Genomic DNA, 12,777 nt, shown 5'->3' with positions numbered 1-12,777 from the left:
TATTCGCCGCAGATTTTTGTAAAGGTTAAGCCCAGCGATCTATCGCCCAAATTGGCGCCAGAATACGGCTTAACATAACGATATATTTGGTTAAGTAGGCTTTATGGATTTTTCTTCACACCGTCAGCAGCTCATGATTGCCGATCGTAAATTAAGTTACCTTGATGTAGGTACAGGCCCTATATTGTTGTTTGGTCACAGTTATTTGTGGGATAGCGCCATGTGGGCGCCTCAAATTGCCGCGCTAAGTGCCCATTACCGCTGTATCGTGCCAGAACTGTGGGGTCATGGTCAGTCAGATTTACTGCCCGATGATGGTAAAACGCTACTCGATATTGCCGATCACATGTTGGCCTTAATGGATGCCCTCAATATCACTGACTTTAGTGTTATCGGACAATCTGTTGGTGCTATGTGGGGCGCAGAATTGGTACTGAAAGCACCAACAAGAGTTAAAACCCTCGTGATGCTCAACAGTTTTATCGGTTTCGAACCCGAAGTGACCCGCGCGAAATATGATGGCATGCTGGATATGATTACCGCCGCTAAGGCGATTCCTGCGCCGCTTATCAGTGCGATTTCACCTTTGTTCTTCGCAAACAATGCCGCGCAAAACACACCTGAACTGGTCACTGACTTTGAACACTCACTTGCCACAATCTCAGCAGAAAAAATTCCCACGATAGTGAAACTGGGACGAATGATTTTTGGTCGCCGCGATACCATGGAATGTGCGGAGCAATTTACACTCCCCTGCCTCATCATGGCGGGCGTTGAGGATAAAGCGCGCAGTGTGCTAGAAAGCTACCTGATGAGTGATGCCATCGATGGCAGTCAGCTGGTGCACATTCCTGCGGCGGGACATATCTCGACCCTTGAACAAGCCGAATTTATCAATCAACACTTAGCCGATTTTCTCGCTAAACATCATTAATCTGTCACTAAATACTGTTGCGAAATAAATCTTCAAGGTGTGGGCATGCGCATCTTGAAGATAGCTATTCAGCTTAACCCATACCCTCAATACCAAATCCACGTTCCCCCCTGTTTAACCCATGAATATATTAGGCTTTACTTGATTTAGCACCACAGGTTAACTCGCCAAATTCCCTAAGAATCCCCCGCTAAATCAGCATTAACAAGTATAAATCACCATTTTGATGTCAACGTCTCAAAAAATGTTGCATAAAGGTGAAATCTACCATTTATCAACTACCTTTATTACTGTATTCCCTCAACAAGGTATTCTGCCATGAGAAAAAGTACAGTTGCCCTCTGCGTGCTCAGCACACTTTATATGCCGTCTCTTTATGCCGATGTTCAAATAAATGGATTTGCCTCTATTGTCGCGGGCTCGAGTCTCAGTGACGATAAAAGCTATTATGGTTATGACAAAGAAATCAACTTTAATAATGATTCTAAAGTTGCCTTACAATTTACCGCCGATCTGGGTAGTGGCCTAAGAGCCACGGCGCAAGTGCTATCCAGAGGCAATAACGATTACAGTGCCGAATTCGAATGGGCTTATATCTCTTACGACATCAGCGACAAACTTATGCTGATGGCGGGCCGTCAACGCTTTAACCTCTATAAATATTCAGATTATATTGACGTAGGCTATGCCTATCACTGGATCACCCCGCCCCGCGGCGTTTATTCACTGCCATTTAATTCAGGTGAAGGTGTCGGCTTAGTATATTCCGATTTATGGGGCGATACCGAAGTCGGTTTGACCTATAAGTATATTACGACTTCTGTTTCTGACTATGCGCCTATAGGTTCATCAACACCTCCCGCGCCCTTCTCTGCCGAGGGCCACATAATGAACTTTAACTTTGTGACCTCAGGGTTTGAGTACGGCTTGAATATCGGCATAGTGACCGATTTCTCCTACGAGTTACCTGCTCTGCTGGGCCTAGGCGATGCGATTGCCCAAACTGGGTTATTTAGTCAGCAAGTGGTCGATGATCTTTTACCCATTAACGACAGCGCGTTACTCATAGGCGCTAACGTTAAATATGATGCGGGTAAATGGTTTATCTTGGCTGAATACACCCGAATTGACGTCGACCCTAGCAGTTTTAACATCCAAGATTCAGCCTTTGTTTCCGGCGGGATCCGCTATAAAGATTTCACTTTTCACTTAACCTACGGTATTGACAAAGGTGATCCACAATACAATGCCTATGACGGCATGTTACCGCTATACAATAGTCTGCCACCAGCAAACCAAGCTGCGTTAGCGCCTCTGGTTTTCGGTACAAAAGCAGCGCTTGAAGCACAGCAAGAAGACAGCGCCTACTACATCATAGGAACACGCTGGGATTTCCATCCCTCGGCCGCACTAAAACTGGAGTACACCAACTACAGCAATGACAAACCGTCCTCCGATGAACAGTTGCTGAGTATGGCAATAGACTTAGTTTTTTAAGGAGTTAAACATGAAACTATTAATAAGATCTCGGTTGATGATGAAAACCTTAGTTGCTAGTGCACTTTTACTTGGCAGTGCCTATGTGCAAGCCGAAGTTGCCGTCGTGGTACATCCTTCAAATACATCCGAAATTAGTGCTGCGGATATTTCACGTATCTATTTAGGTAAACTCAAGTCTTTCCCCAATGGAGGGACTGTGGTTGCGCTCGATCAGCCCGAAGGCTCACCCGCTCGTGATGCCTTCGTGAAGCAAATCCTCAATAAAACTGAGAGTCAGCTCAAAGCCTATTGGTCAAAACTGGTCTTTTCAGGCCAAGGTCAACCACCCAAAGTCGTCGACTCGAGCGCTGAAATGCTCTCATTGATTGCCGCCAATCCGAATATGATCGGGTTTGTTGACGTCAGCGAAGTGAACGATAGCGTAAAAGTGATCAGTAAGTTCTAACCCATAACACATCATCCTTGTCCGCCTTAATTTTTAGCGGACAAGGCGTTCACTCAGCTTTAGTGCAATATCACCCCCAAACACGCTAACAAATGGCGCTTAGATCCACAGAGGGAACCAATTCATTTGCAGAACTATTAATAAAAAATAATCTCGATTCCTCAATATCCCGATTCAAACCTTAATTGGATAGACCAGCAGAGCCAATTTTGCTGGTATACTCTTGCTAAAAATGTGCTGCTTGCATGAATTAGAGCATGAGAAGACATTTTATATGTCAATAAAACAATAGGTTAAAATGAAACTACTCAAACCTTTATTCGACAACAACCGCCGCTGGGCCGGACGTATACGCCAAGAGAACCCTGATTTTTTCGAGCAATTAGCGAAACAGCAACATCCTGAATACCTGTGGATTGGCTGCTCGGATAGTCGCGTACCTTCTAACCAAATCATTGATCTTATGCCGGGTGAAGTCTTTGTTCACCGTAATATCGCCAACATGGTTATCCATACCGATCTTAACTGCTTATCTGTGCTGCAATACGCCGTAGATGTACTCAAGGTGAAGCATATTATGGTAGTGGGTCACTACGGCTGTGGTGGTGTGCGCGCGGCAATGGGTCAGCAACGTTTGGGATTAATCGATAACTGGCTCGGGCATTTACGTGATATCTACCGTATTTATCAGGAAGAATTACAACAGATGGATGAAGCTAAACGTTTTGATCGCCTGTGCGAACTCAACGTGATTGAACAGGTTGCTAATGTGACCAGTTCAACCATAGTGCAAGAAGCCTGGGATCGCGGCCAAGAAGTCGCAGTACACGGCTGGATTTACGGCATTGATAACGGTTTACTGACAGATTTAGATGTCACGGTTGACCGTGAACATGGTTTAGCTAATCCACGCTAACGGCCTGAATATAGGCTTTTAACCCTTAGCTGAGTGTCATCAATGCTCAGATAAAACCTGCCCCTGTGCAGGTTTTTCTTTTTACATGGCAATTTTCAGCAATAAAACATCGCAAGGGTCTATTACCCCAGTTATAATCCGCCAGTTAATTGCAGCGCGACCTATGCGCGACATATTCTAAGGAGATACCTTCCATGCCCGGTTTTGAATTATTTGGTCCTGAAGAGAAGCAGGAAGTCGCTGACGTTATGGAAAACGGTTTTACCTTCCGTTACAACTTCGACCATATGCGTAATGATCGCTGGAAGACTCGCGATATGGAGCAACTGCTCTGCGAGAAAATGAACGTGAAGCATGCTCACCTTTTATCAAGCGGTACCGCTGCACTGCAAACGGCCATGATGGCTGCGGGCATTGGCGCTGGCGACGAAGTTATCGTGCCACCTTTTACCTTTGTTGCCTCAGTTGAAGCGATTTTTATGGCAGGCGCGATCCCCATTTTTGCCGAAATCGACGAGACACTGTGTTTATCCCCAGAAGGTATTGAAGCCGCGATTACCCCACGCACTAAAGCGATTAACTTAGTGCACATGTGTGGTTCTATGGCGAAGATGGATGAAATTAAAGCCATCTGTGCAAAACATAACATCAAGATTTTAGAAGATGCTTGCCAAGCCATTGGTGGCAGCTACAAGGGCCAAGCCCTAGGTACTATCGGTGATGTGGGTTGTTACTCATTCGATTCAGTCAAAACCATCACCTGTGGTGAAGGTGGCGCTGTGATTACCAATAACACTGAAATCTACAACAACGCGCACATGTTCTCCGATCACGGCCATGACCACATTGGTAAAGACCGCGGCGCTGAGTCACACCCTATCATTGGCTTGAACTTCCGAATTTCGGAAATGAACGCCGCCTTAGGGTTAGCGCAATTACGTAAACTCGATACCATTATCGATATCCAACGTAAAAACAAAAAAACCATTAAAGATGCAATGGCCGCAGCTATCCCTGAAGTAACTTTCCGCCTGATCCCCGATCCAGAAGGCGACTCAGCGGGCTTCTTAACCTTTATGTTGCCAACCGAAGCGCGCACGCAAGAAGTGAGCAAAAAACTGGCTGAAAACGGCGTCGATGGCTGCTTCTACTGGTATGTAAACAACTGGCATTATTTGAAAAACTGGAAACACATTCAGGAGCTTAAGGCATCTGCTGCGTTACCAATCACATTAATCGCCGATAGACCTGACTATACTCAAGTTTCTGTGCCTAAATCCGATGCCATTATGAGCCGCACCATTTCTATGCTCATCAAGTTGTCTTGGACCGATGCTCAGATCGCTGAGCGTATCGAAAACATCAAGAAAGCATTTGCCCAATAATTCTACGGGAGTTTGTTGCAATGAGTTTTAAGAATTTTAAAGTAGTTGAAAAAATGATCTTCGGCCGTGGCTCATTCGTCCAATTGGATGAAGTGTTAGCTGCGGAACGTAAAACCGTCGACGACTTCGTGGTATTTTTAGTCGATGACGTGCATCAAGGCAAAGCCCTTGAAGGCCGCATCCCAGCTAAAGCACAAGACATGGTGATTTGGGTTAACGTTGATGAAGAGCCAAGCACCATTCAAATCGACACGTTAACAGAGCAAGTTCAAGCTTTTAATAGCAAACTGCCTGTCAGCGTAGTGGGTTTAGGTGGCGGTTCAACCATGGACGTGGCTAAAGCGGTATCGCTGATGCTGACAAACCCAGGTGGCTCTGCCATGTACCAAGGTTGGGACTTGATCAAGAACCCAGCGGTACACCACATTGGTATCCCAACGATTTCTGGTACGGGTGCAGAAGCGTCACGCACTGCCGTATTATGTGGTCCAGTGCGTAAGCTAGGTCTGAACTCAGATTACACAGTATTCGATCAAATCATCATGGATTCTGAGTTAATCGAAGGCGTGGAAACGGACCAATGGTTCTACACAGGTATGGATTGCTATATCCACTGTGTTGAATCGTTACAAGGTACCTTCTTAAACGAGTTCTCTAAATCCTACGCTGAAAAAGCCATGGATTTATGTCGCCAAGTGTACTTAGACGACCACGTAGAAAAAGACGACAAGCTGATGATGGCGTCTTTCATGGGCGGTATGAGTATCGCTTACAGCCAAGTGGGTGCCTGTCACGCGGTTTCTTACGGTCTGTCTTATATCCTGGGTTACCACCACGGTATCGGCAACTGTATCGCCTTTGACGTGTTAGAAGAATTCTATCCAGAAGGTGTTGAAGAGTTCCGTTTGATGATGAAGAAACACAACATCACACTGCCGAAGAACATCTGTAAAGATCTGCCAGACGAAACCATCGCTAAAATGGTTGCCGTGACTAAGAGCATGGGTCCACTATGGGCTAACGTTTATGGCGCGGGTTGGGAAGAGAAAGTCACAGACGAAATGTTGACTGCCCTGTTCCGTCGCATCTAAGCTCTAACACATGTTAAAAGGGCTCAATCTTGAGCCCTTTTGTCTATATGCATTGTATATCTACACTGTATATCTTTGATAAAAGTAGGATAATTTGATGAATGTGACTCTGTTAATCCCGGCTCGTTACGGTTCAAGCCGCTTCCCGGGCAAACCCTTAGCCCCGATTAACGGCAAGCCAATGATCCAACACGTGTATGAACGCGCGTCGTTAGCCAAAGGCCTCACCAATATTTATGTCGCTACCGATGATGACCGCATTAAAGCAGCCGTTGAAGGTTTTGGCGGCAAAGTGGTCATGACCAGCCCAGAAGCGGCATCGGGTACAGATCGTATCAATGATGCGATAAACCAACTGGGACTGAAAGATGACGACTTAGTGATCAACCTACAGGGCGATCAACCCCTAATTGACCCAACATCCATAGAGCAAGTCATCAGCCTCTTCGAGCGTCACCCAGGTGAGTTTGAAATGGCCACCTTAGGCTTTGAAATCGTGAATGAAGCCGAGCTTGACGATCCTATGCATGTGAAGATGGTGTTCGATAACAACAACTATGCCTTGTATTTCTCTCGTTCGCGTATTCCTTTTGGCCGCGACACACAAGATTACCCCGTTTATAAGCACTTAGGTGTGTATGCTTATACCCGCAAATTCGTCCAAGCCTTCGCCGCCCTGCCATTAGGACGTCTAGAAGATCTGGAAAAACTCGAGCAATTACGTGCATTAGAATACGGGCATAAAATCAAAATCGCCATTAGCGCCTTTGATTCTATTGAAGTTGATACGCCAGAAGATATTCGTAAATGTGAGCAACGTTTAGCGGTTGATTAATCAGAGCTAAATCGTGCGCGAGTCTATTCGAAACAGGAGCTGAGTATGTCGACCTTAGAAGTCTGGATCATTATTATTTTGATCGTCGGTGTCATCGCCAGCAATCTTGCCGCGTTGAAGTACAGTGCTAAGTTCAAACTGCCGCAGTTCGGCCAACATGGTAAAGATAAGCAGATAAAGCCTACTGCCGAGCCTTCGGCAGCTGAGAATGACGCTGATGATGCTTCAAACAAGCCAAGTTCTGCGGACTCAGAAGCCAATAAAACAGATGAGCCACCTAAGGGCTAAACTCAACGGTGGCTTTAAGAGTAATCTGAAGATGACTCGTGAACTCGCCTCTTATAGACTGCGCTAAAAAGCTAGCAATGATGTTCGCAAACATAGAAAAGGCGCCATAAGCGCCTTTTTTACCTCTTATACCAATCATATTAATCACAAGCTCGTCCACGCATCGACCTTAAGCTTTTTTCGCTGATGTGCGACTTAATGGCTGCTCCTCAAGGTGCGCCACTAAAAAGACTAAGAAGCGAAACAGGGATTTAATCCTCAGATCGTGGCTTTTATTGGGCTCAGCTGCGACTAATTTCTGCAGTGATTTAATTTTAGAGTAAGCATTCTCGACTAAAGCGTCGTTCTCTTTACCGACATACTTAGCAAACTCGGCAAATTCGCCAATAAACTTCAGGGTCACTTTACGGCGATTTAACGCAGTGAGTGCAACGCCCTCTTTCAGTTTTGCCTCAAAAATACTGCATTCTAAACCGCTGGCGATCGCGCTTTGCGATAAACCGCTGCTTAAGGCATCGGCCAGAAAACCCAAATTGGCTTTTAACTCAAAGGCAATCGCCTGCTTACTGGCGCTCGATTGCTGCCAGCGACTGCGTTCCTTATCGAAAATATCGTATAGCTCTTTCCAAATGCTCATGCGCTTTGCCTACCTTGCACTGAATTGCTCCCTAGTTTGATGGCACTCGACTTTATTTTTTTAATACTAGCGACTGAAAGTTATCATAAATTTAAGATTTTCGGCATAGCGCTATGATAAATAATGAGTTAAATAATGGGTTAATGCACATTCACACTAAAACAAAATCGGCATAAAAAAATGGCCCGAACGAGTCGGGCCATAGTGCAACCATATTCAAATCGAGAGCAATGTATGAGCTGCCTGAACGAGAAACGAACTCAGTGCAAACTCATGACTAACTCGCAGCTAATACAATGAAATATAAAGTTAAAGCACTTGCGATTTTTTCGCGTTATTTTTCTCGGCGGCGAGTCGACGCTGCGCTTCTTTTTTCTCGCGGCGCGCTTCAATCACTTGATTCACATCGCTGCCGATATGCGCTTCGTTACGGGCTTTTGCCAGATTCACTTGGCGCTCACGCTCAACAAAACGTTTACGCTGCTCGTCAGAAATTTTATCGATACAATGTGGACAACTGACACCTTGCACATAGGCAGGGCTCTGTTTTTCAGCTTCAGTGATTGGCATGCGGCAAGCATTACATTGATCGTATTGACCTTTCTTCAAGTCATGGTTAACCGCGACGCGGTTATCGAACACGAAGCACTCGCCTTCCCACAGACTTTCTTCTGCTTTGACTTCTTCAAGGTATTTAAGAATGCCACCTTCGAGATGATACACCTCGTCAAAGCCTTGCTCTTTCAAATACGCGGTTGATTTCTCACAGCGAATACCACCTGTACAGAACATGGCAACCTTTTTATGTTTAGCAGGATCAAGATTCTGCTTCACATATTCAGGGAATTCTCTGAAGGTTTCAGTCACAGGGTTAACGGCATTTTTGAAGGTGCCGATTTGCACTTCATAGTCATTACGGGTGTCGACTAAAATCACGTCAGGATCAGAAATCAGCGCATTCCAATCTTGAGGCTTAACATAGGTGCCAACCACTTTAAGTGGATCAATTCCTTCAACGCCCATAGTGACGATTTCGTTTTTCAGTTTGACTTTAGTGCGGTAGAACGGCATTTCATCGTCGAATGACAATTTGTGAACAATATTGTCTAGGCCGTTTTGGCTATTAAGCCAAACCAATAATGCTTCGATCGCTTCTTGGGTGCCGGCAACTGTGCCATTAATCCCTTCGCTTGCGAGGAGCAGAGTGCCTTTGATCTCGGCCTGTTCCATCATGGCGAGCAGTGGCGCTCGAATAGATTCAAAATGCGGTAAAGACACGAATTTATATAACGCACACACGACAACTTTAGTCATAACACCCTCTTTGCTGGCTGGAACTTAATTTCCAGTGCATAAACAAATCAATCATCTGTAGACTGGCTACAGATCCCAAAATAGCGCGGAATTTTACCTGAGTCACAGCAAGATAAACACAGATAAAATGCAGGGTCTTTAATTCTTTACGCACAGTGGTGAGAAAAATTATTTTCTGCTGGCAAATTAAGCAGAAATTTCAATATGAAAGCGTTACCATCTGCGCCCTTTGCACACTGCATGATTGGCACACAACATTTGCATTGGCATACTCGCGTCGTCAATAAGCATGACACGCTGACATCAGCTTTAGTCGCATCAACTTCCATCGCATTAGCGCCGTACAGTAGAGGAAATCCGAATGACTCTTGCCGTCTTATACACCTTCCGCCGTTGCCCCTATGCAATGCGAGCACGTTTAGGACTCTTGTTAGCCCAATGCAATGTTGAAGTCCGCGAAATCACCCTTAAAGCTAAACCAGCGCAAATGCTGGCCGCTTCACCCAAAGGGACTGTGCCGGTATTAGTGCTAGCCAATGGCGAAGTGATTGCCGAAAGTATTGAGATCATGCGCTGGGCACTCACGCAAGCTGATCCTTTAGATCTGCTATGTCAGCAAAGCCCTGTAATTACAGATAAAATGGCGCAACTTATTGCGCAAAATGATCAGCAATTTAAGCCATGGCTCGACCGCTATAAATATGCTGACCGTTACCCTGAGCAAACGCAATCTGACTATTATCAGCAAGCGAGCCATTTCCTCACTCAACTTGAAGCATGCTTAGGACAACACTCCTTTTTAGTCGCCGATACACCTCGACTTGCGGACTACGCCATCGTGCCTTTTATACGCCAATTTGCCGCAGTGGATCTTAAACGTGCACTGAGCGATGATTTTCCGCGACTCGCCGCTTGGCTAGAAAACCTCATTTCGAGTGAAATATTTATTCGTGCGATGGAAAAATATGTGATCTGGGACGCTAGCCATTCTCCAACTTGCTTGTTAGGAGACATGTAACCCAATAAGATTTAAAGATTATTTTTATTTTATGTTATAGCCATCGGTAAAATATTCGAGTAAGGTATTTGACAGTTAGTGAGGTCGCTAATTTAGCTACAGATCACTAGGCAAGCTTCTCAAGATAAATGTAACCGCGCTTAATGTCTTTCAAAGGCGTGAATGATAGAACACAAGGATAAGGCAGTTGGAACATATGGATATCAATATCATTATTATGCTTGGGGGCCTGATGCTACTGCATTTTCTTTTCGCCCTTCGAGCCTTCAAGAGTAAAGTGGATCTCAGCACCAACAAAAAATGGTTATGGTGCCTACTCAGTTTGATCCTCGGCCCAATGGGATATTACGGTTATCACGGTTTTATTCCCCTCGATAGAATTCTCAAAGACTAAGCCGTCAAACACCATCACATTGGGCGATAAAACTTGCTACGGCATCATTGACCCGCCTAATTCAAAGACTCATTTCAATACGAGTCAAAGCACATAAATAAGCATTTCAACAAATACTTACAAGAACTTAAACAAGTACTGAAACACGCAAAAAAATAGCGCAAGCTTAGGCTGCGCTATTTTAATGACCCCTCTTTTACACAATCTTAAAATTTAAATCATTCGCTATAAATGGCTATGCAACAGCACAGCATCATCGGGGACTTTTTGGATTACAGGCGCTTGCCCTTCTGCCAAGGCTTGTTTATAGCTTTGATTCATTTTAAGGGCGAGATACAAATCCGGCCGGATCAGAATGCCGCCTTCCCCTGTCTGCATGCCCGCTTGCTCGAACCAACTCAGCATCTGTCGTTTACGTCCCGCAAGCACTAAGCGTACTCCACGCTTTTTAAGCAATTGATGTAAATCTGCCAGCATGGCCATCACGCTTAAATCTAAATGGGTAAAGCAAGGCACGGCATCAATAATGATGCAATCGACCGGCTCAGATTCCCGAATAAACTTTTCCAGTAAACGGCGCTTAAAATACGTCGCATTAAAGTAAGTTAACGGTGAATTAAAGCGATACATAAACACGCCAGGCACAGATTTAGCTTTACCCGAATCATCGACGCTGCGGATAACGCCCTTATGATCTAAACCAAGCACTTGATCCGTGGGGCGCATTACCGTCGCAAGGAACTGGAATAACCCCAGTAACACGGCCAAAGTGATCCCAGGAATCACCCCAATGAACAGCACGGAGAACAAGGTAATACACGCAAGCAAGAAAGCTGACTTATCGCGCACGCGCAGATTCCACAGCGACTTAAGATCGATAAGCGAAATAGAGGCAATCACCAATACCACCCCTAATGCTGCGCTAGGGATGTACTTCAACGGCGCAGTAAAAAACAGCGCGACAACGCCAATCAATACCGCCGCTATGATGGACACTAACTGACTCTTACCGCCATTGGCATCGTTCACCGCAGTGCGGGAATCGGCGCCGCTCACGGCAAACCCTTGGGAGATGGCGGATGCGATATTGGCTAAACCTAACGCCCTAAATTCTTTATCTGCATCTATATCGTAACCATTTTTTGCCGCAAAACTTCGGGCCGTCAGCATCATGCTCACAAAGCTCACCATGGCTAAGTTGAGCGCAGGCACCACCAACTCACGGGCGATCCCCAAATCAAAAGCCGGTGCTTGGAATGAAGGTAATCCAGAGGTCACCTCTCCGACAACGCTAATGTCAAAGCTCGTCAGGTTAAATACCCAAACAAGGAACGCCGCCATCGCCATCGCGCACATAGATGCGGGCCATTGGGGACGAAACCGTTTCACTAAGGCATAGGTCGCCAGTGTCACAATCCCCATAGTCAAGGTCGGCCAATGGGTTTTTGATAAGTAAGAAGGGGCGCCGCTGAGGCGTTCGATTAAATAGCGCTCGTCGAAGGTAAAACCAAAAATCTTCGAAAATTGTCCGACGATAATGGTGATCGCGACCCCGTTCAGCAATCCCATCAAAATCGGCTTTGACAGAAAGTCAGCTAGCACACCCAGCTTAAAACGGCTCGCAATCAAGCACCAAAAGCCTGTCATGGCTGTCATGGTCATGACTAACTGCCAATGCTTCATGCTATCGCCCGCCGCAAGAGGCGTAACAACGGCGGCGATAACGGCGCAGGTCGCCGCATCTGGACCCACGATTAATTGCTTTGAAGTACCAAATAGCGCGTATACCAGCATAGGCAATACGCAGGAGTATAAACCCACAGCAGCATTGACGCCTGTGAGCTGGGCATAGGCAATAGCAACAGGGAGTGCCACAGCGGCAACGGACAAGCCTGCGCGCACATCATCCCTAAGCCATTGCTTTTCATATTGTAATAATTGCGCCAATCCCGGCATAAACGAAATCAAACTAGGGAACTTCACTCGGCAACCTCCATACACACCATCAAGATAAGCATAA

13 protein-coding genes are annotated in these 12,777 nt (G+C 45.6%); 10 read left to right on the top strand and 3 right to left on the bottom strand.

Translation table 11 applies throughout. The features are described from left to right. Positions 1–103 precede the first annotated feature (103 nt). From Q4Q50_RS10735 to Q4Q50_RS10700, 8 genes are all read left to right on the top strand, one after another. Complete coding sequence (locus Q4Q50_RS10735) at positions 104–934, top strand: alpha/beta fold hydrolase (protein WP_311899268.1); 831 nt, start codon at positions 104–106, stop codon at positions 932–934. A 318-nt stretch (positions 935–1,252) separates the two neighbouring features. After that, on the top strand, positions 1,253–2,431 hold the full coding sequence (locus Q4Q50_RS10730) for a porin (RefSeq protein WP_311899267.1): 1,179 nt from the start codon (positions 1,253–1,255) through the stop codon (positions 2,429–2,431). Positions 2,432–2,441: 10 nt separating this feature from the next. Then, complete coding sequence (locus Q4Q50_RS10725) at positions 2,442–2,879, top strand: type 2 periplasmic-binding domain-containing protein (protein WP_311899266.1); 438 nt, start codon at positions 2,442–2,444, stop codon at positions 2,877–2,879. Positions 2,880–3,177: 298 nt separating this feature from the next. After that, on the top strand, positions 3,178–3,795 hold the full coding sequence (can, locus tag Q4Q50_RS10720; protein WP_028760064.1) for a carbonate dehydratase: 618 nt from the start codon (positions 3,178–3,180) through the stop codon (positions 3,793–3,795). A gap of 194 nt (positions 3,796–3,989) precedes the next feature. Beyond that, complete coding sequence (kdnA, locus tag Q4Q50_RS10715) at positions 3,990–5,180, top strand: 8-amino-3,8-dideoxy-alpha-D-manno-octulosonate transaminase KdnA (RefSeq protein ID WP_220590361.1); 1,191 nt, start codon at positions 3,990–3,992, stop codon at positions 5,178–5,180. Positions 5,181–5,200: 20 nt separating this feature from the next. Further along, positions 5,201–6,271 carry a 3-deoxy-alpha-D-manno-octulosonate 8-oxidase KdnB gene (kdnB, locus tag Q4Q50_RS10710; RefSeq protein WP_311899265.1) on the top strand — a complete coding sequence of 357 codons (1,071 nt, stop codon included), beginning with the start codon at positions 5,201–5,203 and terminating at the stop codon, positions 6,269–6,271. Between the two features lie 97 nt (positions 6,272–6,368). Next, complete coding sequence (kdsB, locus tag Q4Q50_RS10705; protein WP_311899264.1) at positions 6,369–7,106, top strand: 8-amino-3,8-dideoxy-manno-octulosonate cytidylyltransferase KdsB; 738 nt, start codon at positions 6,369–6,371, stop codon at positions 7,104–7,106. A gap of 45 nt (positions 7,107–7,151) precedes the next feature. Next, a complete protein-coding gene (locus Q4Q50_RS10700; protein ID WP_012089332.1) occupies positions 7,152–7,394 on the top strand; it encodes a DUF2897 family protein in 243 nt (80 codons plus the stop codon). A 169-nt stretch (positions 7,395–7,563) separates the two neighbouring features. On the opposite strand, the gene Q4Q50_RS10695 is transcribed toward Q4Q50_RS10700, so the two are convergent. Next, positions 7,564–8,031 (bottom strand): hypothetical protein, encoded by a 468-nt coding sequence (locus Q4Q50_RS10695; RefSeq protein ID WP_311899263.1) that lies wholly within the window; start codon positions 8,029–8,031, stop codon positions 7,564–7,566. A 309-nt stretch (positions 8,032–8,340) separates the two neighbouring features. Further along, the gene (trhO, locus tag Q4Q50_RS10690) at positions 8,341–9,345 is read right to left on the bottom strand and encodes an oxygen-dependent tRNA uridine(34) hydroxylase TrhO (protein ID WP_012197232.1); all 1,005 of its coding nucleotides are present in this window, start codon (positions 9,343–9,345) and stop codon (positions 8,341–8,343) included. Between the two features lie 361 nt (positions 9,346–9,706). Here trhO and Q4Q50_RS10685 point away from each other — a divergent pair, with 361 nt between their 5' ends. Both Q4Q50_RS10685 and Q4Q50_RS10680 read left to right on the top strand, forming a co-directional pair. Continuing rightward, entirely contained in the window at positions 9,707–10,363 is a 657-nt protein-coding gene (locus tag Q4Q50_RS10685; protein WP_311899262.1) for a glutathione S-transferase, read from the top strand. 196 nt (positions 10,364–10,559) lie between these two features. Further along, positions 10,560–10,757, top strand: a complete 198-nt coding sequence (locus tag Q4Q50_RS10680; protein ID WP_006081839.1) for a hypothetical protein — start codon at positions 10,560–10,562, stop codon at positions 10,755–10,757. Positions 10,758–10,982: 225 nt separating this feature from the next. Here Q4Q50_RS10680 and Q4Q50_RS10675 read toward each other — a convergent pair whose 3' ends face one another. After that, positions 10,983–12,740 (bottom strand): SulP family inorganic anion transporter, encoded by a 1,758-nt coding sequence (locus tag Q4Q50_RS10675; protein WP_011846940.1) that lies wholly within the window; start codon positions 12,738–12,740, stop codon positions 10,983–10,985. Positions 12,741–12,777 lie beyond the last annotated feature (37 nt).

The sequence above is a fragment of the Shewanella scandinavica genome (assembly GCF_031932065.1).
Taxonomy (GTDB): domain Bacteria; phylum Pseudomonadota; class Gammaproteobacteria; order Enterobacterales; family Shewanellaceae; genus Shewanella; species Shewanella baltica.
This window is presented reverse-complemented; position numbering and strand designations above follow the sequence as displayed.

Excerpts from the sequence above, each read along its gene's own strand:
- Q4Q50_RS10735 (WP_311899268.1), top strand. The coding sequence starts at position 104 with ATGGATTTTTCTTCACACCGTCAGCAGCTCATGATTGCCGATCGTAAA.
- Q4Q50_RS10730 (WP_311899267.1), top strand. The coding sequence starts at position 1,253 with ATGAGAAAAAGTACAGTTGCCCTCTGCGTGCTCAGCACACTTTATATG.
- Q4Q50_RS10725 (WP_311899266.1), top strand. The coding sequence starts at position 2,442 with ATGAAACTATTAATAAGATCTCGGTTGATGATGAAAACCTTAGTTGCT.
- can (WP_028760064.1), top strand. The coding sequence starts at position 3,178 with ATGAAACTACTCAAACCTTTATTCGACAACAACCGCCGCTGGGCCGGA.
- kdnA (WP_220590361.1), top strand. The coding sequence starts at position 3,990 with ATGCCCGGTTTTGAATTATTTGGTCCTGAAGAGAAGCAGGAAGTCGCT.
- kdnB (WP_311899265.1), top strand. The coding sequence starts at position 5,201 with ATGAGTTTTAAGAATTTTAAAGTAGTTGAAAAAATGATCTTCGGCCGT.
- kdsB (WP_311899264.1), top strand. The coding sequence starts at position 6,369 with ATGAATGTGACTCTGTTAATCCCGGCTCGTTACGGTTCAAGCCGCTTC.
- Q4Q50_RS10700 (WP_012089332.1), top strand. The coding sequence starts at position 7,152 with ATGTCGACCTTAGAAGTCTGGATCATTATTATTTTGATCGTCGGTGTC.
- Q4Q50_RS10695 (WP_311899263.1), bottom strand. The coding sequence starts at position 8,031 with ATGAGCATTTGGAAAGAGCTATACGATATTTTCGATAAGGAACGCAGT.
- trhO (WP_012197232.1), bottom strand. The coding sequence starts at position 9,345 with ATGACTAAAGTTGTCGTGTGTGCGTTATATAAATTCGTGTCTTTACCG.
- Q4Q50_RS10685 (WP_311899262.1), top strand. The coding sequence starts at position 9,707 with ATGACTCTTGCCGTCTTATACACCTTCCGCCGTTGCCCCTATGCAATG.
- Q4Q50_RS10680 (WP_006081839.1), top strand. The coding sequence starts at position 10,560 with ATGGATATCAATATCATTATTATGCTTGGGGGCCTGATGCTACTGCAT.